At 37.6% G+C, this 21,253-nt stretch carries 16 protein-coding genes and 1 pseudogene; 8 read left to right on the top strand and 9 right to left on the bottom strand.

Going from position 1 to position 21,253, the window contains the following annotated elements:
* Positions 1-310 precede the first annotated feature (310 nt).
* The 6 genes and pseudogenes from CSB87_RS02495 to CSB87_RS02470 all read left to right on the top strand — a co-directional run bounded on the left by CSB87_RS02495 (position 311) and on the right by CSB87_RS02470 (position 5,215).
* A protein-coding gene (locus CSB87_RS02495; protein ID WP_223235881.1) for an IS3 family transposase occupies positions 311-1,443 on the top strand; the annotation gives its coding sequence in 2 pieces (ribosomal slippage) (positions 311-563 and positions 563-1,443; 1,134 coding nt in all).
* A 59-nt stretch (positions 1,444-1,502) separates the two neighbouring features.
* Positions 1,503-2,180, top strand: a pseudogene (locus CSB87_RS02490) (DUF4882 family protein); the annotation flags it as partial.
* A 250-nt stretch (positions 2,181-2,430) separates the two neighbouring features.
* A complete protein-coding gene (locus CSB87_RS02485; protein ID WP_002049028.1) occupies positions 2,431-3,117 on the top strand; it encodes a glutathione S-transferase family protein in 687 nt (228 codons plus the stop codon).
* Positions 3,118-3,124: 7 nt separating this feature from the next.
* Positions 3,125-3,886 carry an SDR family NAD(P)-dependent oxidoreductase gene (locus tag CSB87_RS02480; protein ID WP_031952742.1) on the top strand — a complete coding sequence of 254 codons (762 nt, stop codon included), beginning with the start codon at positions 3,125-3,127 and terminating at the stop codon, positions 3,884-3,886.
* A gap of 9 nt (positions 3,887-3,895) precedes the next feature.
* A complete protein-coding gene (locus CSB87_RS02475; RefSeq protein ID WP_031952740.1) occupies positions 3,896-4,579 on the top strand; it encodes an SDR family NAD(P)-dependent oxidoreductase in 684 nt (227 codons plus the stop codon).
* Between the two features lie 78 nt (positions 4,580-4,657).
* Positions 4,658-5,215, top strand: a complete 558-nt coding sequence (locus CSB87_RS02470; RefSeq protein ID WP_031952738.1) for a chorismate mutase — start codon at positions 4,658-4,660, stop codon at positions 5,213-5,215.
* 28 nt (positions 5,216-5,243) lie between these two features.
* Here the strand turns inward: CSB87_RS02470 and CSB87_RS02465 are convergent, their stop codons facing one another.
* Together CSB87_RS02465 and CSB87_RS02460 are read right to left on the bottom strand one after the other, a co-directional pair.
* Positions 5,244-5,729 carry an Lrp/AsnC family transcriptional regulator gene (locus tag CSB87_RS02465; protein ID WP_031944456.1) on the bottom strand — a complete coding sequence of 162 codons (486 nt, stop codon included), beginning with the start codon at positions 5,727-5,729 and terminating at the stop codon, positions 5,244-5,246.
* Between the two features lie 678 nt (positions 5,730-6,407).
* Positions 6,408-7,230, bottom strand: a protein-coding gene (locus tag CSB87_RS02460) for an IS5-like element ISAba27 family transposase (RefSeq protein WP_076611894.1) whose coding sequence is annotated in 2 segments (ribosomal slippage) — positions 6,408-6,848 and positions 6,850-7,230 — 822 coding nt in all. Because the reading frame shifts where the segments join, the coding sequence is not laid out codon by codon here.
* A 42-nt stretch (positions 7,231-7,272) separates the two neighbouring features.
* Between CSB87_RS02460 and CSB87_RS02455 the strand changes: the two genes are divergently transcribed.
* Complete coding sequence (locus CSB87_RS02455; RefSeq protein WP_002048670.1) at positions 7,273-7,611, top strand: hypothetical protein; 339 nt, start codon at positions 7,273-7,275, stop codon at positions 7,609-7,611.
* Between the two features lie 968 nt (positions 7,612-8,579).
* Complete coding sequence (locus CSB87_RS02445; RefSeq protein WP_031952736.1) at positions 8,580-9,134, top strand: TetR/AcrR family transcriptional regulator; 555 nt, start codon at positions 8,580-8,582, stop codon at positions 9,132-9,134.
* 65 nt (positions 9,135-9,199) lie between these two features.
* Here the strand turns inward: CSB87_RS02445 and CSB87_RS02440 are convergent, their stop codons facing one another.
* The 7 genes from CSB87_RS02440 to sbnA all read right to left on the bottom strand — a co-directional run bounded on the left by CSB87_RS02440 (position 9,200) and on the right by sbnA (position 20,838).
* A complete protein-coding gene (locus tag CSB87_RS02440; RefSeq protein ID WP_031952734.1) occupies positions 9,200-11,434 on the bottom strand; it encodes a TonB-dependent receptor in 2,235 nt (744 codons plus the stop codon).
* 153 nt (positions 11,435-11,587) lie between these two features.
* A complete protein-coding gene (locus CSB87_RS02435) occupies positions 11,588-12,361 on the bottom strand; it encodes an HpcH/HpaI aldolase family protein (protein WP_031952731.1) in 774 nt (257 codons plus the stop codon).
* Positions 12,354-15,881 carry an IucA/IucC family protein gene (locus tag CSB87_RS02430; RefSeq protein ID WP_106105022.1) on the bottom strand — a complete coding sequence of 1,176 codons (3,528 nt, stop codon included), beginning with the start codon at positions 15,879-15,881 and terminating at the stop codon, positions 12,354-12,356. Before CSB87_RS02430 ends, CSB87_RS02435 begins: the two co-directional genes overlap by 8 nt.
* Complete coding sequence (locus CSB87_RS02425; RefSeq protein WP_004708197.1) at positions 15,878-17,083, bottom strand: MFS transporter; 1,206 nt, start codon at positions 17,081-17,083, stop codon at positions 15,878-15,880. The genes CSB87_RS02430 and CSB87_RS02425 overlap by 4 nt, the downstream gene beginning before the upstream one ends.
* Before the next feature lie 3 nt (positions 17,084-17,086).
* Complete coding sequence (locus tag CSB87_RS02420; protein WP_079377841.1) at positions 17,087-18,727, bottom strand: IucA/IucC family protein; 1,641 nt, start codon at positions 18,725-18,727, stop codon at positions 17,087-17,089.
* Positions 18,728-18,798: 71 nt separating this feature from the next.
* Positions 18,799-19,812 carry a 2,3-diaminopropionate biosynthesis protein SbnB gene (gene sbnB / locus CSB87_RS02415; protein WP_002048660.1) on the bottom strand — a complete coding sequence of 338 codons (1,014 nt, stop codon included), beginning with the start codon at positions 19,810-19,812 and terminating at the stop codon, positions 18,799-18,801.
* 21 nt (positions 19,813-19,833) lie between these two features.
* Positions 19,834-20,838 carry a 2,3-diaminopropionate biosynthesis protein SbnA gene (gene sbnA / locus CSB87_RS02410; protein ID WP_004886616.1) on the bottom strand — a complete coding sequence of 335 codons (1,005 nt, stop codon included), beginning with the start codon at positions 20,836-20,838 and terminating at the stop codon, positions 19,834-19,836.
* Positions 20,839-21,253 lie beyond the last annotated feature (415 nt).

Genomic DNA, 21,253 nt, shown 5'->3' with positions numbered 1-21,253 from the left:
ATTATAAGATTTAGTTTTTTTAATTATTAGGAAATGATAAGTATTCCATTTATCGGATTTAATTAAATTATTTATGTATTTATATATACTAAACGTTCAAATATAAAAAAGGATAATGACGTGAAAAAGATAATTTTAGCAACAATAATAGGTATCTCGGGTATGAATAACTCTTTTGCTGAGTGTACCTATAGCTTTGATGCAACATCTACACAGATACAGAGAGGTGGATCAGGAAATTTGAACAACACTTATAAGTGATATTTTGCTCCCCAAATGATGTTATAAACATCAATATATGGAGTATTTTATGGCACGTAGACCAAGAAGAAATCATTCAAATGATTTTAAAGCTAAGGTAGCACTTGCTGCGATTAAAGCAGAAAAAACACTTGCTGAATTGAGTGCTGAATTTGATGTTCATCAAAACCAAATTATCGACTGGAAAAATCAACTGATTTCAGCTTCCTCGCAAGCTTTCGATCAATCAAAAGCTCCAACAGAACCACCCATCGATCTAAAAAAACTACATGCAAAAATCGGTGAGCAGGCATTAGAAATTGATTTTTTAGAAGGTGTGTTGAAGAAACTGGGCCGCTTCAACCACAAAAGTTAATCGATGACTCACTTCAGATTTCAGTATCTAAGCAAGCTCAGCTGCTGAAAGTCTCCCGTGGTTGTTATTACTATCGCCCAAAACCTGTGAGTGCATCAGATCTGAAGCTGATGCGCTGTATGGATGAGTTACATATGCAATACCCTTTTGCAGGTAGCCGTATGATGCGTGATTTGTTGAATCGTCAAGGACATCATATAGGACGACGTCATACACGTACTTTAATGAAGAAAATGGGCATTAATGCGTTATATTGCAAACCAAATTTAAGCCAGGCTAATCAAGCTCACCGCAAATATCCATATCTGCTCAAAGGATTGGCTATTCAGCGCAGTAATCAAGTGTGGTCTACGGATATAACGTATATCCCTATGGCAAAAGGCTTTGTTTATTTATGTGCTGTGATTGATTGGCATAGCCGCAAGGTACTTGCGCATAGAGTATCGATTAGTATGGAGGTTACATTTTGCATAGAAACATTAAATGAAGCTATTGAAAAATATGGTCGACCTGAAATATTTAATACAGACCAAGGCAGTCAGTTTACCAGTGATGCATTTATTGATGTATTGAAATCAAATGGCATTCAAATCAGTATGGATGGTAAAGGTCGATGGGTTGATAATGTGATGGTTGAACGATTATGGCGGAGCGTTAAATATGAAGAGGTGTATCTCAAAGCCTACAGCAATGTTTTGGATGCGAAGAAGCAATTAAACGCATATTTTGAATTTTATAATTTGAAACGACCTCATTCGAGTCTGGACAAAATGACTCCAGATGAGTTTTACTATGACCAGCTACCACAACAAAATAAGGTAGCTTAACTAGAGCAGAGTATCACTTATAAATAAGCTTTTAGTTGTTCAAACATGTGGGACCACCTCTACAGTCTTTGGGAAATAGTTCTGCACAGAAGTTTCCGACAATAAGTGGAACTAAGTTTTCTTATAAAACATCTCAGCAAAATCAAATTTATATGGCATATAGCCAAGAATACTTATCTAGATTTATTGCAGCAAATGACTCGTCTGCCATGCTATATACTCGTGGTGACAAAGCAATACCTACGAGTGGAATACTGGCTTTTGAATATAAATTTAAAGTTCCAGAAATAAGTAATACGGGCTATCTAAATATTTTCCCAGCACTCGCGGCGGGTATTATGCAAAATGGTAAAGCTTTAAATATTATAGTTGCTTATCAACATGGACCTACGACTAATAATTTTTATATTCAGACAACTTCAAATGATAATACTTTAGTTTCTAATGGTTTTAGTTTACCTCTTGAAGCTACAATTGATGGTTATCAAAAAATTGGTATATATATAAATCAAAACTCTAATCAAGTTGGTTTAGTCTTTAATGGCATGAATAAAGGTTATTTTGCGACATTCCCATCTAAGTTAGATAATTTATATTATTCCTTAACCTCAAATCACATGGATTTAGCTGCGGTTGATATCAACAAAGATGTATCGATTGAGTTTTTAATTGATCATTCTAAAATGACTCAAACTTACCCAACAGGGTCTAAAGACATTTGTGGTGTCGCTTTATAAGAGAAAACTATCAAGACTATGTATCTCAGTTTTTAGGGTACATAGTCTTTGTAAAATACTATAAATTAAAAGATAACGTAAAAACTTAAAGCTCTTTTTAATCATAATAAAAATCAAATAATTCTTAGATTTCGAAACTTGACCGTCATCAAAAATGGTTTGACTTAAAAAAGTATTCTGTATATTTATTGATTAGTTCTAAAAAGGAACTAGTAAGTAAAACAGGCAATTAAAAAATAAAGGTGAATAAATGTCAGATATTATTTTGCATCAGTGGGAAATTTCTCCATTTTGTCAAAAAATTTCAAGGGCTTTGAAATTTAAGGGTATTCCATTTGATACAGTAAACTATAACGGCATTCTTGGTGCCAAAGTTCCTTTGCTGAGTAAAGTGGGGAAAGTGCCCGTTATAGATGATAAAGGGCAACGTATACAAGACAGTACCCGTATTGCTCGTTATTTAGATGAAGCCTATCCAGATACACCGCGACTTTATCCCGAAGATCCAAATCAAAAAGCACTTGCCGAACTGTGGGAAGACTGGGCAGATGAGTCTCTTTATTTTTATGAGGTGTATTTAAGGGTAAATGACTCGGAAGCATTAGAAGAAGCAATCCGTATTAGTAGCATTGGTCGCCCAGCTTATGAAAAGCCAATGGTAAAAGCTTTTATTTTAGCCGAATTAAAAACACAACTTTTCTTTCAGGGTTTGGGCCGAATGAAAGCTGAAAATGTAGAAGCAGAGTTTTTAAAACATTTAGACCGTATTGAGCAGGTGTTATCACAAAGTGAATGGTTGGTTGGAGATAAACAGACGATAGCAGACATTGCCGTAGTTGCCCAACTCGGTGAGGTGGTTCGAACAAGCAAAAAGTTTAGTAAAGAAATTTTGAATCGACCGTTTATTGCTTTATGGTATAAAAAACAAACAGGGTGAAACGGCTATGTCATTAGAACCACCGAATAAAACACGAGAATGTGCAGTTGTTATTGGTGTTGGGGCTTCACAGGGGATCGGAGCAGCCGTTTGTCATCGTTTTGCAAAAGAAGGATTAAAAGTTTACGTTGCAGGACGAACTTTCCAGAAAATTGAAGCTGTGGCTGCTGAAATCCATGCAAATGCAGGTGAAGCTGTCGCATTTCGTTTAGATGCCGAAGATATACATCAAGTACAAGCCTTATTTGACACCATTACTAGTCAAAACGAGCGTATTACCGCTGTTATTCATAATGTTGGAGGGAATATACCTTCAATTTTTTTACGCAGCCCGCTATCGTTTTTTAATGATATGTGGCAATCCACATTTTTATCAGCTTATTTGGTTTCTCAAAGCTGCCTAAAAATTTTTAAAGAACAAAATCACGGCACACTTATTTTTACTGGGGCGAGTGCTTCTTTGCGCGGAAAACCGTTTTTCGCTGCTTTTACCATGGGTAAATCTGCCTTGCGAGCTTATGCATTAAATCTAGCTCAAATTTATAAAACACAAGGCATTCATATTGCTCATGTCATTATTGATGGAATGGTAAATGGTGACAGAATTAATAAAGCTTTATTTGGGCTAGGCCGTTTGGCGCGTCTTACACGTGGAACAGGCGGGCTTAATCTTGATGCAATAGCAGAAAACTATTGGATGCTCTACCTGCAAAGCCCTGAACTCTGGACACATGAGTTAGATTTACGCCCATACCAAGAAAAATTTTGAGAGACTCATATGCTAAAAACAATATTTCAGAAGTTTCAAAAAAAGCAGGGCTGTGTTGTGGTTGCCGGCCATGATATAGAACTACTTAATCATGACTTTGTAATTTTGGATAAAAACCATCAAGCTCCATTACATGTTTATCAAGTCGTACATGATTCTACTGTTCAGAACATACAAGTAAGTTTCGTAAATGATGGCATGACAAGTGTCCGCTTAAACTTGATAAAAACTAAGCATTTAAAAAATCTGCTGAAATATATAACAGAGCATCGTCATACCATTGAGTTATGCGTGTTTCAGCCAAATTTTTCATCTGCGCCAAATATTGAATCTTTATCTTTAGAAGAAATTGAGCACAGTTGGCAGACCACAGGTTTAAGTGCTGTGAGCATGTCGCAGTTAGTACTTAAACCCATGTTAAAGCAGCAGCGGGGTACAGTTATTTTTCTTGGAGCGCCATCTCATCATTCTGCTCACCACGATGTATTAAGCCAAAGTATGTTTGCGAGTATTCGAGCGTTATCGCAGTCGTTGGCAAGAGAATTTCAGCCCAAAGGTATACATGTCACGTATTGCATGGTAGAAAAATGGGATGGACAAAACCCGCACTTTATTTCATCTGTTAAACAAGTGTGTCAGCACATCTATCACCAATCTGATTCTGCATGGAGCCAAGAGCTCAGCGTATCGTGAGATTTTACTTTCGAGTGTTCTTAAAATAGAGTACTGCTTTGGAATGACAGCACAACAATAATTTCGGTAGGTACTCAAATGTTAAATATTAAGAATGCTCAACAAACGGTTAAGGTAGCGACTACAGTGGCAGCTTTGATGTGCTTTTCTTCACTGGCACAAGCTTATCAATATGAGCAAACAGCACGTTTAATTAACGAACGTTTATCTTATATGAAAGATGTCGCAGGCTATAAAGCAGAGCAGCATTTACCGATTGAAGTTTTAACACAAGAAAAGAAAGTACTCGACCAATCACTTTCTGAAGCCGAATCTTTTGGACTGAACAGTGAAACAGTAAAGCCATTTATAGTGGCGCAAATGGATGTAGCTAAAGCAATTCAGTACCGATATAGAGCAGATTGGTTGTCTAGCCCTGAAACCAACTGGAAGCCTCAAGACTTAAGTGAAGTGCGTTTAAAAATTAGTTCTTTAAACACCGAACTTCTAAAAAATATTGCCTATGAACTTAAGAAAAATAATAACAAGGCGCCTCATGGCTGTAGCTATATGTGGCCAGTTCAGCACCCTCAACTTAAAGAAGCTGACAAGAAAGCTTTATGTGTAACATTAAATAAAATCAAATTAAAACAATGAAACGCCCAAAGCTGTCTATATAAGTAAATCACTCAATTAACATTAAGTCGGCAGTATTGGCAGATTTAAGTGGTCGTAAGGCAAAGGTTGAACGCGTATGCCGAATACCTTTAATCGAATACAGCTTTTTACGTAAAAACCGTTCGTAATGTTCGGCATCTTTTACGGCCACTTTTACCAAGTAATCATAATCACCCGTAACTAAATGCGCCTCGACTACTTCAGGAATGTCTGCCAAAGCCTCACTAAAGTTTTCTAGCATTTCGTCATCGTGTCGTTCTAGCGTAATTTCAATAAAGAACAACTCGTGAATACCAATCGCTTTTGGGTTTACGTTTACTGTATAGCCTTCAATAATTTTTAGAGTTTCTAAACGCTTGAGTCGAGTCCAGCAGGGCGAAGATGAAAGCCCAACTTCTTCGGCGAGCTGTGCAACCGTTAAGCGTCCATTTCCACGAAGGGCAGATAATATTTTCCGATCTATGCGATCTAGTGTGTATTCTGTGCTGTTCAAAATATAAACCAAAGAAGATTCTTCTGTTAATTTTTAATATACGTGATTTTTATGCTGAGATCATTTAAAAAAACTGAAAATACAGTAAACATTTTGAGTGACACAGCCATACACTATTTCTATGCATCGAACTCTACTGGATAGGAGTTGTGATGAAGCAAAGAGCACTGTTTCAGTAAGGGTGACTAAACAGTGCTCTTTGCGGATCTTATAAAAAATTAGATATTAGAAATTTTTGATTCGAAAACTGCTTTTATATTTGAAGAAAAGTCACTAAAAGAAATTATCTTTATCTGCTGCTTAGTTTTATATTTGACAAATTTATTTAAACATTTGTTAGGTACTCTCATAAACTAAATCTATCGATTTAATGAAGTTAATTCTCATTTTTATTTTACAATTATTCTTATATGGTTTTATAATCTCATTCATTGAAAAAATATAAAGTATGTTATTTAAACCTACATCAAAATTTTAATTTAATCATTATAAGTGCATATAAAACTAATCCCATAATTTTAATAAGGTGATGAAATATTCAAAAGATAAGAGGATTTATCTAACTTTCTTATTATTAATAGACACTTATAAACAATTATTATTTAATACACCCGCAACATTGCCACTTATACTTTTAATAATTTTATCGGGGAAATAATAGACCTCTTGCGAAAGTCGTTATTGCAAGTTCATCCGATTTACCAGTGCAGCGATTAAGTTAATGCGTAAACCGAATCTTTTCCGTCTATTTCGATAGCGTTCACTTAATATTCTAAATGTTTTCAATTGACTATTAATATGTTCGATCACAACTCGTATTTTTCCAATCATTTTATTGTACTTTTTCTCAACATCAAATAAGGGTAAATTCTTCTTTTTCTTTATTGGCATCAATAATTTAAAGCCATCTTGCTCTAATCCGTAGTACCCTAAATCGGTCATAACATATTTACAATGTTTGAATTTTTTAACCGTTCTTCTTGCCAATTTAATGTCATGCTGACTGCCATTCGATATATCTAGCCCTATGATTTGTTTGCTGTTCGGATGATAGATCACTTGTGCTTTTAGCGTATGTTTCTTCTTTTTACCACTGTAGAACTTACTCTGATTTTTTTTTCGGACGTTCTATTGAACATTCTGTCGCATCAATAATGACCCAGTTAAACTGTTCGTCTGCTGTGGTAATGCTTCGTTTTGGCAGAGTAAACCGTCTTGATTTCATCAATGCATCTTCAACCTTTTTAATGGTTCGATTCACATTACTTTCAGCGATATGGTAATTTGCAGCCAACTCCAATTGAGTGCTGTAATTCCGTAAGTAATTGAGTGTTAATAATAATTGATCCTCTATAGCTAAAGTATGAGGACGCCCAGATTTCTTTTTAAGTGATTCTACTTCTTTTAAAACTTCGATCATTTCACTAAAAACTGGTCGAGGTACACCAACCAAGCGCTGGAATTCAGAATCTGAAAAACGATTTAATTTCTGATATCTCATGAAATTTAGATTGAGGTGGTTTTTACTTTCGCAAGAGGTCTAATGCGTAATTTTTTAGTAACAGCTTTCACTTTATTGGTAGGGTCATCAGTTTATGCTGCTCAAGAGCCTAAAACTTATATACAGCGAACAACTTGCGAGAGAACAGTACAACTACATGGTTTTTTAAGCCGTGCTCAACTTGATTGTAATTATCACTATACTTCACAAGAATTAGTTCATGAATCTGACAAATGTACCAAACATGAACTAGGTGAAAAGTATGGTAAAGAAGTTATGCGATTAGGTATGGACCAATTTGAAGCACGCAAACGTGAAGATATGAAAGGCCAATTATGTAGCACAGTTTTAAAAGAGTTTCCAAACTATATTAGAAAATAAAATGGAATCTTAAAAAGCCTCTGTAGGCAAGCCGATAAAATGGATTTTATGATTCATTTTATCGGTATATCTTTAAATATTGGTGATAATTTTAAATCTCAAAAAATAAAAGATTATGTATGAATTAATAAATCGTTTTACTAAAAATTTTAATGATTTATTTCTAGCCAATATCACATTGACACTTAAAATCTCTCTTATTATTCTCTGCAGTAGAATGGAGGCGGGACGCTTTTTGCGTGCTGATTCTTGTGTGTCAGTCTGTCAACCTGCCTTCATTCACTCATATGTTTATATAAAAGAGTAGATCGTATTCATATTTATAAGTTAATGTGCGTTAAGCAAATATAATATATTCTATTCAATAGATTAATGAATCTAATCTAATGAAAAACAAAAAATTATTTATCCATTTTCTAGCCAATATCACATTGACACCCAAAATCTCTACGATTATCCTTTGCCTGCTGGCCTACATTGCCAGTCGACTTTGACAGGTCGCCATCATCTAGAACATCAAAAAAGTAATTTTTTGGTGTTGAACTCGTTCGTCCCCCTTCGTAGCGGTAGGACGGAGGAGGGACGCCTTCGGGCGTGCCAGTTCCTAGATGACTGGTCTGTCAACCCGCCTTCGTTCTACCACCATAATCATTTGACAGTGATTGGGTAGAACTTCTATTTCATCTAGGAGTCTGCTATGCGTACTATTTCTTTTCATTTATTGGTCTTTGCCAAAATTTCTTTATTCATACCATTTCAACATCCTATAAAACGGTTTAATCGACTCTAGGTTTTCTGCACCTTAAGAATCGTTACGACTCAAAAATCATAGCAACAATAAACCCGAGATAGGCGAGCACACCTTTATTGTGCCGCTTTTACATGCCTGTTTTTAGCACTCAATTTAAGAGTGACGGCATTTCTATCTCTTTTAGATACAACAAAAAATTATTTTAAACGGTACACATATGCCACCTTTAGTACTTTCTACACGTGCTTTAAAAGTTGTGAATAAGGGAATTGATTTATTTCACCATCACGGATTCCATTTAGTAGGTGTCGACAGAATTATCAAAGAGTCTGAAATTACAAAAATGACTTTTTATCATTACTTCCAATCCAAAGCACGGTTTATCGAAATTTGCCTACTTGTGCAAAAAGAACGGCTGCAAGACCAAGTCATTGCTATGCTTGAGTATGATCACAGCACAAGCTTGGTGGATAAACTTAAAGCACTTTATGACGTACATACAGACTTGGAAGGGCTGTATTACTTATTATTTAAAGCCATTTTTGAAACCAAAAATACCTATTCAAATGCTTATCAGGTCGCACTTAAATATAGAACTTGGATAACCAATGAAATTTATAGTCAGCTTAGCGTGCTAAAAGCTGATGCCTCATTTCATGATGCCAAACTATTTCTGCATATAATTGAAGGAACCATTATCCAAAGGCTCAGTCATAACGATGTAGATGAGCGGGACAAACAATTCGAATATTTTATAGCGATGTTTTTATAAAATACTCAAGATAATAAAAGCCCCGAGGTTGGGGCTTTTACTGTATTAGGGGCTAAGCAAAGCTCTTACCACTTATGGCTATAAGTCACTTTAAGCGTTATACCATTTGCAACTAAGTGGCTGGTGTTATCGTTCGTTCTTAATAATTGGCTATAAAGCGGGTAGTACTTGCGGTTAAACATGTTTTCTAGGCCAATGGTCATGGTGTCTTTCTTGTTAAGCGCAAAACTACTGATTAAATCTGCCGTAGTATAAGATTTTACATCGTAACGACCAAAACTATTTACACCATTCAAACGGTAATCTTCTGAACCGAAGTAAGTAGCTTGTAGACGGTTTGTCCAAGTTTCAGTTGGGCTATAAGAAATATAACCTGTTAGTTTTAATGGTGGAATACGGAAGCCCGTCATGTCCTGTTCAGCACCATTTTGAGGTTTCTCACGGCCTTTCATCCACGTTACGTTACCACCAGTTCCCCAAACATTTGCATCGTCAAGATAGTCAAAAGTTGCTTCAACACCTGTGACTTTCTCTTTAGTTCGAGCCAGCACTAAACCATTATTGAATGATTGAACAGCACCCAAGTCAGAAGTAGAGTGGAATACAGCTAAGCTTGAAGAGAAGTTATTAAAGTTACCTTTCCAGCCAAGTTCGTAGTTATCAACTTTTACAGGCTCTAAGAATGATGATCCAAGGTTAAAACCTTCACCAGCATTACGAATAATCAAGCCAACATCAGGCAACTGGAAACCTTGGTTAAACGATGCATAAATTGAGTGCTGGTCGTTTGGTGAGAAAGTCACATTGGCATTGTATAACCATGCATCAGCTTTCACTTTTCCACCTGGAACTGTGTAAGGGTTGGTTTTGCCTAATTGTGATAAGGGAACAAAGCTGTCAATTTGCGCATAGCTGTCTTCATAGCGTGTACCAGCTTCTGCTGACCATTGGTCATTAAAGCGGTGTTTTAGCTGTACAAAACCACCCACACTTTGCGTGGTGAGTTCAGGTAAATAAATCAGTTTGCCAATTTTTACAAATTCTAAGCCGCCCGATTGATCATAAATTTTTTGATCGAAAATATCTAAAGGCATTTCGCTTTTTTCGCGGCTAAAGTCACCACCCCAAACTAAAGATGTGTCACCTAAAAACTCAAGGGGAGTGGTAACCGTTAGGCGGCTACCGAGTACGTTATTTTCTTGATAAATCTGGTCGACTTGTTTACCACGGTTGGCATTTGCACGGGCATCAAACGGTGAAAAACGGGTAAAGAAGTCGCGGTAATAAATTTGAGCATCAACCTTATTACCAAAAAAGTCTTTATGGTTATAGGTCAAATTGTAGATTTGGTTTTCGTTTTTATTTTGGTCTTTGAGCTTTAAGCCTTTAATGGCTTTAGCTGGGACAGTTCCTGCTGGAGCTTTTTTTACACTTGGGTCAGATGCATAATCTGAGTCTTGCTCGGCATTATAGTAGTTTGCAGCAAACTGAAGATATTGGTTGTCATCAATGTGATAACCCAGCTTACCACCGATGCTATAACCATTTGAGTCGTAAAGGTCGCCCTGACTTGGTTCTGGTGCAACACGGTCACCACTTGCATCGTAGGGGCTACCAATACGTTGATAACCAAAGTCGAGCGCATAGTCAAAGGCGTTAAAACTGCCCGTAAAATACTGGTGAATATCGCCACTTAAAGCATTAGAACGCAAATTTGTGAGGGGTGTTTGTAGACCAACGACCGTTTTAGCCGTAGGCTCACCGCCAGCCGCTTTCGTTGTAATTGAAATAATACCGCCCGCAGCACCGCCACCATAAATTGCGTTACTACCACGAATCACTTCAATGTTGGCAATACTTTCAGGGTCAATGGCTGAAAGTCCTCTCGCTGTATCACGTGTAAGGTTCATTGGAACGCCATCCACCAAAATAAGCGCATTACGGCCACGTAAGGTTTGACCATAATCGGTAATGGTTCGGCTTGAGTCGGATAGGCCGGGTACGGCTTTGGCTAAAACAGTCGCAATGTTTCCAGACGATCCATTTTTTAAAAGCTCAATTTGTTTTTCATCTAACTTGGTGACTTGTTTGGCAGAGGTAGAGAGCTCATCTGCACGTGAAGCGGTAATGGTAATAGTAGGAAGGGCTTCAGGCTTTTTTTCTGTTTCAGTGGTTTCAGCAGGTGAAGCGGCAAATGCTGAATTTGAAAGAATAATGGCTCCTCCAAATGAAAGAAGTGGAATGATATTTTTAACTTCAGACTTTCTTGTAAAAAGTTTATTACTTTTCTTATTTGCCATTGTCTCGCCCTGAGAGTGATTTTAAATTGAGCGAATTATAAATGAGAATCATTGTAATTAACAATATTATTAATTGCTTTAAAATAATATATTTGAAATTTATTCAATGAATTAGGGGAATAGGCTTTTATTCCCCTAAAAAGATGTGAATAGTTATGAAATGCTCTTAAAGGTATTTAGATGGTTTTGATGGGCACGGCGTATAATGCTGCGGTCATCGCCGAGTACAAAAAGCTGAACAGATTGTTGTTTCCATGCCGCGATATCTTCAGGTTGTCGCGGAATAGCACAGAAATGCTTTTGACTATTTTTAGTCTTTAAATACATCTCTTGAACTTTTTCTTTCACTTTTGGATGGCTAGTTTGCCACGGCATTCCCATCGATTGAGAAAGGTCGGCAGCACCTTCCAGAATAATATCTATACCTTCGACTTTTAAAATTTCATCTAGTTGTTGTAGTCCTTCTAAGCTTTCAATCATAGCAATGACAACAGTCTCGTTTGAGGCTTGTTGAACAAAACTCGCTAAATCGTCCATGCCATATCGATTTAATCTTGTTGAGTTGAGTCCTCTTTGTCCAAGTGGCATATAGTGGCAATAGTTCACAGCCTGTTGAGCCTGCTCCGCATTTTCAATACGCGGAAACACAATGCCCGTTACCCCTGCATCGAGCAGAGGTAAAACTAAATGGTTAGCGTTTAAAGGCACTCTCACAAACACATCAAGGCTCATAGCTCTAGCGGCTAAAATCATGGTCTCGACTTGAGACGTACTAAATAAAGTATGTTCCAAGTCGATAATAATAAAGTGGTAGCCCGCAAGTGCCAGTTGCTCGACATTAATCGGAGAAGCTACGGAACAAAATATTCCGTAGAGCATCTCACCATTTGCTATTCGTTTCTTAAAAGAAATCGAATGCTTATTCATATTCAATTTCCTTAATGAGGCTGAGCGGGTTTGGCGTGGTTTGTACTCTTAAACGAATTTCCGGAAGAAAACGGCGGCTTGCGAGCTGTTCAATATCGATGGTGTCATCTGTAAAGTTAAACAATTCATATCGCTCGGCAAACTCTGGGTGAGCTTCTTTGTGTTGATTGATGATAGTTCTTAACATAGTCCAGAATTTGATTTCATCGAAGTCATAATGTTCATTTAAGAAAATCGCTAACTCTGCGAGATTTACAAACCAAAGCGCATCTTGAGTAAAGTCTCTTAACTCATTTGGAGAGTGGGTTTCCAAGAACGAGTTCGGGTTAATTTTGGCGTGTTCTTTAGGTGCATCTTGCAAGTTAGGTAAAAGATTCGGCTCGCGTAAAAGATGACGACTAAAACGAATTCCATCGTGGAAATCTTTCAATGCAGCTTTGACTGGTAAACCATTTTTATGAATCAGAACCATATTTTGTGCATGTGACTCTAAAGCGAGGCCGTGGCACCATAAAATATGCATGATTGGTAAATAAGCATTGGTGAGTAATTTTTCTAACCAGAACTCGATACCGTACTCTTGAATCCAATCATCAATGAGAGGTTTTTGGTCAATATCAAGTTGCATCAATCCTGTTACTGGCGTTGCCGATTCACCTTCTTTTAAGTAGCTGTAAATACTTTCTCGCCAAATGCAGGCGAGTGCGCCGTATTGAACAGGAAGGGCAAGTGGCTGATTCACTGAAAGACCGCCAATCTCTCTTAAAATAACAGGCTTGCGCTGTTTTTCTAAAATATGGTCTTGCTCAACAATGTTATACAGCCAGTCACTCATTTTTGCCGCATTTTGAACGGTATGTGGTGCCAATACGCGAGAGGTCGAGGTATTGACCAAATTCATTGCCAACTTAAGAGAAAGCGCCGAGATATCACTAATATTTGATAAAGTTCGAATCGACTGCTGTGGTAAATAAGTTGGACCTTCAATATCTAACAGAATGATCAGTTGGTTGCTAATCGCATCTTGATAATACAATTCAATAATTTTATCCCACTGCCACGGATGAATTGGGGTGAGGATATAATCTTTAAAATTTACATTTTGCTCTTTCAATTGCTCATTAATAGTTTGTAGATCTTTTTCTGAAAAATGCTGTTTATAAAGCTGATCTAGGTTAATGGTCTCGCTTAAAACCAGCTTGCACAAACTACTATGAGTCGCCGCCCATTGAACCGTAAAACCTTCAGAAAGCTCAGGTGCATATTTTTTATTTTCTTTTAAATCGAAGCCGATACGTGACTTAAAGCTTGGGTGATATAAATGGGCGTTGGTGATGCGTGCCTCTTGTTCTAGGTAAGGCAAGTTTCTTAAAGGTTGAGCAGGCACTTGGCTCAAAGTCTGCGCATGTTTAACGTAAGTTAAGTTGAGTTCATCATTAAAGTTTTGCCATTTAACTGGGTCAGCTTCAATAATATTTTTTAGGTCAACAAGTAGCGTTTTTAAGTTAGGGCGAGTTTCAGTGCCTAAAGTAATATCAGAACGGGTTAAGCTTGAAGGATCTAGCTTAATTCGTTTAAAACTAAAATGTCGTTTGGCCGCGCAGGTATAGAAAACGGTATCGGAAATATAGAACTTGATTTGACCTTTAGAAAACTCGTATTTAAAAGTATTTTCAAAAATGAGCGCTTCTAGTAACTGACCCATCACGCGATTTTCCGCAAGGGTTTTATAATTGGTTTGTTGTGTTGGTTGAAGAGGGCAAAGCGCTTCTGCACCGCGATATTTATAAATAGAGTTTTCAACTTCAATCCAAATAGGATTGCCACCACTGTGGTAGAGCGTATTTAACATATTTGCCTTAATTGGTAATGTGAGTGAATGAATTAATAAGTCGCGGTACTGCTGACCTTTGGTGCTAAATTTTTCTTGTGTGAGGGTAAGACGGGTGGCTTGCCAAAGTTCAGATTCTTCAATGGCCGTAACGCGTGCAATTGCACTGATGAGATGAGCAATGTGATTGATCACGAGGTAATATTTTAAAAACGTCCATGCATCTTTTTGAGAGAACCAAACAGTACTATCTTCAGAAATAGATGAGTCGTCTTCTATCATTTCTGGAACAATGCTAATGCCTTCCATATCTCGAAGAATAAGGCGATGCGGATAACCGTTTTTAAATTCCATTAAGCTGTTTTGCATATGCGCTTCTACGCTAATGCCTTTGTTTGCAAACAACTCAACTAATGGAATAAGCGAAACTTTAACGTACTGTTTCCACCAAAAAGTAATGAAATCCTTGGCATCGTTCGATTGTAAGTTTTGATTCGGTGCCGCTTGCTGAATAAAGCTTAAAAGCGGGATTTCATGGTTTTCGTTTTCTTCAACCAAGCCACCGAGCATTCGGGTATTTTCTAGTACAGCAGGAGTCAGCCCCGCTCTATAAATAATGCCAAATGAACTTTCTAATTCTGGAATTTTGACTGTTTTTGCTTCTAACTCCGGCAGAATCACAAGGTCGGGATATTGCTCATTAATCTTGTGATTGATAATGATTTTGCTCGCATCAATCGCGCGTTCCATTTCATCCATTGGGTTATTACGAATGAAACTGGTAATTCGCACATCAATGGAAAGCTTTAAGAATAGATTCGATTGAGGTAACCAAACCGTGCGAACGGATGAGGTCGGCCATACCGTTTGACCCAAAGCGCCCAGATAGATTACGTCTTGGCTATCTAAATGTTTCTTTAAAGATGAATGTTGAATTAAGAAATTAGCTTGCCACGGATGGGTTGGCATGAGCTCATAATTAGTGAAGTTCTCTTGCAAACGTTCTTTTACAGTTTCTAAAACTTCATCTTCAATATGGTGAGAAGGCTGTTGTTCACTGACCAGTTTTTGGATTAAAGAAGAATGAATTGCAAAGTAGTGGAGTTGGAAACTTGCACCTAACTCAGGGCTATACTTTTTCATGTCCTCTTTAGAAAAACCTAAGTTGGCTTTAGAGGTCACATGAAAAGGGTGCCCATATAACATGCCTTGCTCAGTAGCCTGAAAACCGCTTAATGCTTTAGCTGTTGTTTTGGAAGGTCTATTTTCTAAAAAGAATTTTGTGTTCTCGATACTATTTACAATATCTGAGTACAAATTCTTATTTTGGTTTTTATCTTTAAATAAGCTATTCAGTTCATCTGTAATCAGCCTCACTAACTGCTTAGGGTCGGTGAGCGAGTCAAATGTATTGTCGTTTAAGTTTTGCAGAACAAAACCACGTTGATATCTATGATAACCAGTGGTGGATAGATGCTGAACTGCGCCATAAGCAACCGTGTTAGATGCATGAAATGTATAAGCAAAACATAGCGTGTCTGGTTGCTCTGCATATAGGGTGAATAAAGGAGAGTCTTGAGCTGGAATAATGCATTCTTCAAGATTCACTTTGAGTTCACGAAAGAAAGTATTCAGGTACTGTTCGAAAAGTTTATAAGACCATGCATCTGTTGTAATAATTGAGTTCATTCTTGTGCCTCTTTTAAAATTGTATCCATTAAGAATCTGTTCAAAATCACCACTAATCCCGCACCGATAAAAAATAGTGAGGTGCAGATTAATGCCGCGGTAATATTGAAAAATGAGTAAGTGAGCGTGATGGTGATTGGGCCAATAAGTTGCCCTAAGACAAAGGCACTGTTAGAAATACCAATCACTTTTCCTTGGCTTTGAGCGCCAGCTTTTAGAGAAATTGTGTGTAAGATCGAAGGAATAAGGGCTGCAAAGCAAAAGCCTTGTATGAGTCGTAATACAAGAACGAGCCAGATATTCGAAACCCAGATCAATGCAAAAATCGTGATGCCGCAAATTAAAGATGCGTAAACAAAGTTATTAAAAGAGTCTCCTTTATCATCATTTCTTTTTCCCCAATAGGTCGCAGCAATAAAGGCTGCTCCCCATGAAAGCGCATGAATGGTTCCCGTTAAACTCGCGGCAGATAACGAAGAGTGACTGCTTTGACTTATTTCGCTAATGTACAAAACGAAGCAAGACACCAAACCAAAGCCACCCGCTTGAACCAAAATGCCGGCGCTTAACCATGAAAAAATCGTTCTATCAAAGAAAGCTGGAAGCTTAGATTTCTCTTTGGTTTTTGTGACCTCTGCTTTAACGGGATTGGTTAATACAAATGACGCAATCAAAATTAAGGTCATCACAACAAATGCTGTCGCGTTGAGTAATACTTCAACCCGCCATTGATCCATAAATATCCCGCCGAGCACGGGGCCACATAGGCAAGCGAGCGCAACACTACTTTGTAGTTGCCCAAAAGCGGCACCTCGTTGTTGTTCATTGGAAAGATATGAAACATAGGCATTTAAAATCACGGAAAGACCGCAAAAACCGAGTAAAATTCGCGCGAAAATAAATAGGTATAAATGCTGGGCGCTCGCCATGAGCAATATTGAAATACAGAAACCAGCCAGTGAAAGTAATAATGCTTTTTTATGACCAAATGTGTCGGATAGGTGTCCCACAATCGGTGCTGTAAATAAGCTGCCAATAGCTGGAGCCGCGAGTGCTAAACCTGCCCAGATAGTGGGAGCACTCATATGCGCCGTCAGTTTTTCCATATAGAGCGGCATGATTGGAATCAGCACCATGAGCCCAAAAGTGGAAAAAAACTGACAGAGCAAAATAATGAAATGATCTAGGCGAGATGAGCGCATGATTTAGATATCCATGGTCTCATAGCTAGAAACAGATAAGCTGTGATAAGGGTTTGGCGTACTTCCGATTTTACTTGGCATGCCTGTTGAGTCGCTTTCTTGCGCAAGTAAAGGTGTAAGGAGTTGTTTAAATGGCCAAGTTTTATTGTCGAAAAGATAAGTTTGAATTTGCGATTTTGTTTGTTCTGAAATGGGTTGGGCTTCTACAAAATCTTGAATAATGTCTTGTACCATCTCCCAAAAATCGCTTTCAGTTCGATCCGTATATTTCAAGGCAGCTAGAGCAATTGGGTAGAGGTTAATTTGAATCCCTAAGGTAATGAAGTAATTAAATAAGTCTTCATTTTGAGTAAAGATAAGATTATTTGGCGTGCTGGTATCAATGGTATAAACCGGAGGTGTAAAACCGCTTTCTTCAATGGCTGTGGTACATATTCTTAAGGTATCGTGGTCACGTAAAATAAAGCATTTCAACTTGTTATTTTCATAACACACCATGGTGTTTTGCCCGTGGCATTCAGGCATGACTCCTTTTGCCCAAAGTGTTAAGAATGTTTGAATAAAATGAACGCTTAAGTCTTTTAGTAATGTCCATTTGTCACCCTTAATGCCTAAAGTTTCCCAAGGGTCAACATAGGTACAGCTTAAAGCTGACATAGTGATTGGTGTGACATTTTTGTCTTGGCAAAAGTCAGGTAAATGTCGGACTTGGCAACCAATTACACCTAAATTCTTTACAATCGGCTCTTGTTTACCCAGCACCCACCAGTGCGTTTCATTACTTAAAAAGAGACGATTTTTTATTAAAGCAGTTTCATTAATGACGTCATTTAAAAAATCATAAGCCGTATGACCATTCATTAAATAACGGCCTGGCATAGAGCGGATTGCACCTAATGTTTTGGCATTGGTTGAGAGTTTTAAATGTAGAGTAGGGTTTGCGTTGTGAATAAGGGTTCTTAAAGAAGAAGTCGGTAAACCAATTGTGGTGACATGGTTTAGGTCAATACCGCCGTACTTATTTTCATCAAACTTTAAATAGCGATGTTGAGTCTCTAAGAGAGGCAGGGCTAAGTAGTCATCTGAAAGCTGAGCCATTTTGTCAGCAATCAGACGTTCCTCAACATCTGATAATAGAAGCTCTTTGTGAGGAATCGACTTCATATTGTTGATCACGTCATCTTTCTTAAATGCCCACCAATACACCTCAATTTCTTTTTGAGTTGTGAGTGGGGCAAGTTCACCTTTTGAGTGAGCGAACGGATGAAATGGACGATCAGCGACCAGCGATAGCAGCTCACTTTTGATTAAAGGTGAAGAAAATGAAAGTGCTGACTGTAAAATTTGAGGAATTTTTTCAGCCGTAACTAAGTTGTCTAGCCAATAATCAATCGCTTTTTGATGGTGTGGTGACGGCCACCAAGTTGCTTGAGTTAAATAGTTAAAAATTTCAGAAATCGAAACTTTAGATGTTGTATGGCTTAAGAGGTTATGAAGTAAAACTTCGGGTTGGGTAACATAGAAAGGATTTACACCATCTACTTTTAAACAGTTGAAATAGAGCTCCAACTCATCATTGAGAGTAATTGCCAGATAAGGCTTTTTATAGGAAATATGATCTTTAAAATCTCCATAATTCTCCATGTAGAGGGCATCTATCGTTTTTTGTAGTTGTGCTGTGTAAATCCGATCTAACATTTTAGTTATTCCTATTCTTATAAAAGCGGTAGAACCGTGCCAACGTTTTGTTCTTGTGCAGCATTGAAGAACCACTTCGCGCAGACAATATCGTCAATCGCCATGCCCATTGGGTTGAGCAAAATGATTTCATCTTCGTGTTCACGGCCGTTTTTATGACCAATAATGATGTCGCCAAGTTCAGCATGCAGTTTTTCACGACTGAACAAGCCATCTTCAACCAACACGTTGATGACTTTCTTTTCTCGGTTTGATTGGTCCCAGTCATCTACAATCACTTTGTCTACTTTTAAGAAGACTTCAGGCTCAATATCCATAATTGAAATGTTTGAAACAAAGCAGCCTTTTTTAAGCCAATCAAATGGAATGTAAGGCTTATCTGAAACGGTACAGGTAATGAGGACATCGGCTTGCACAATTGCAGACTTGGCGCTGTCATGAATTTCAATTTCTAGATTTGGATATTCTGATAAGAACAATGCTTTGAGTTTTTCAGCCGCTTCAGGGTTTACATCAAATAAATGTATTTTTTTCACTTGAGCGTATTGCTCAAGTACCGTCTTAATCTGCATTTGAGCAATTGGACCGCAGCCAATTACGGTAATGTCTGAAAAGTCCTTTTTCGCTAAATACTTAATAGAAACACCCGTAATTGCCGCAGTTCGCATGGCACTGATGAGGCTGCCTTCCATCACTGCAACCGGATAATTTGTTTCTGAATCATTTAAAACAATCAGTGCGCTGGCACGCGGAATATTGAATTTTTTAGGGTTATGTTGTCTTGAACCAATCCATTTGATTCCGGCAATCGGGTCGTTGCCACCTAAATAGCAAGGCATTGCAATAATACGGTCCGCAATATGGTCTGCACCTTGCCAGCGAAGATAAGGTTTTAAAGGTTGTACAAACTGTTTATTTGCATGCAGGGTTAAACCTTCAGTAATCGCTTCAATAAATGAATTACTATGATTTGCACCAAGATTTAATAAATCTGATTGACTTAAATAGCGAAGGGTAGCCAAATTGCTCATGAATATGTCCTAAGGAGAAAGTTAAACAACATTTTGTAAAGTAAGGTTTTCTTGACGTCGTAAGTTTCGATTGAAGTGACGTTTCTTGATCATTTCGAACCATTCATCTTCATAAACAAGATCGAGATAGCGGTCGCCGCGATCAGGCAGCAGCGTTAAGACGCATGAACCTTCGGGAATGGTTGGAATCAGTTTTTTTATGGCTGAAATGGACGAGCCGCTCGAACCGCCTGCAAAGATTCCTTCATGTTCAAGAAGTTCTCTACAACCGAGTGCCGATTCATAGTCATCTACATAAATGACATCATCAATTTCATCAGGAGAGAGCAGTGGTGGGACAGTACTTGCTCCAATGCCGGGAATTTCACGTGGACCAGATGTGCCACCGAACAATACCGAACCGACAATATCGACCGCGATGACTTTTAATTCTGGGAACTTCTCTTTAAGACGACGAGATACGCCCATAATCGTGCCGGAGGTACTTGCCCCAATTACGAGGTAATCAATCTTCCGATCAATTTGATTTAATATTTCTTCTGCTTCACCAAAGTAATGGCTTTTCCAGTTGTTTGGATTTGCATACTGGTTAATCCAAACCGCATTTGGCAGTTGTTGGCATAGCCGTTTTACAGTGTCAATTCTGGTTTTTAAATATCCGCCGTTTTGGTCTTTCTCAGAGACCATTTCGATATTGGCTTTATAAAGTTTCAGCATTTGTAGGTTTGCTGAGGCAATTTTCGGGTCAATCACGGCAGTGAATTTTAATCCATATATTTTGCAAGCCATTGCAAGCGCAATAGCTAAGTTCCCTGATGAACTTTCAACAATATGACTGTCTTTATTAATCACTCCAGATTTTAGGCCTTCCTGTAGCATGAATAATGCTGGACGGTCTTTAATACTTCCTCCTGGGTTTAACAATTCCATTTTCGCAATCACTGAGACTGATTGATGCGTGAATAGCCTTGATAGTTGTAATAGTGGCGTTTTACCTATGCATTCGAGAATATTTTCATGGATCATGGCAGATCTTCTCAGGTTTTATGTGTTGTAAATGATAATTATTATTAATTAAATTATTATTACGATTTATTCCAAGATTGTTGCTGTTTGTAAAGAAAAAACAGGGGGAGTTATAGGAATTTTCACTAATTTTTTTGTTCTAATTCTTTGAATAATAAAATCTATATTTTACAAAAGGTTAAATTAATAAACTTTTTAAATATAAGCAGATAGGCAGGAACTTACTATTTTATAAAAATTAAACACAGTGAAAAAATAAGTGAGTTGACGAAAAAATGAAGAAAAATAGGTGATGAGGAAAGTTTTTTCATTCATAACTCTTCATACCAAGGTAAGTCTATTGAAACAAAAAAGCTGTAATTTGATAAAAAGAGTACTCCCTATGAAGGAGCTAAGTAGATAAACCAGTGTTGAA

Origin of the sequence: Acinetobacter sp. AR_0276 (assembly GCF_003000705.1) — a bacterium.
Classification (GTDB): domain Bacteria; phylum Pseudomonadota; class Gammaproteobacteria; order Pseudomonadales; family Moraxellaceae; genus Acinetobacter; species Acinetobacter nosocomialis.
The sequence above is the reverse complement of the archived record's forward strand: the minus strand, read 5'-3'. Positions and strand labels throughout refer to the sequence as shown.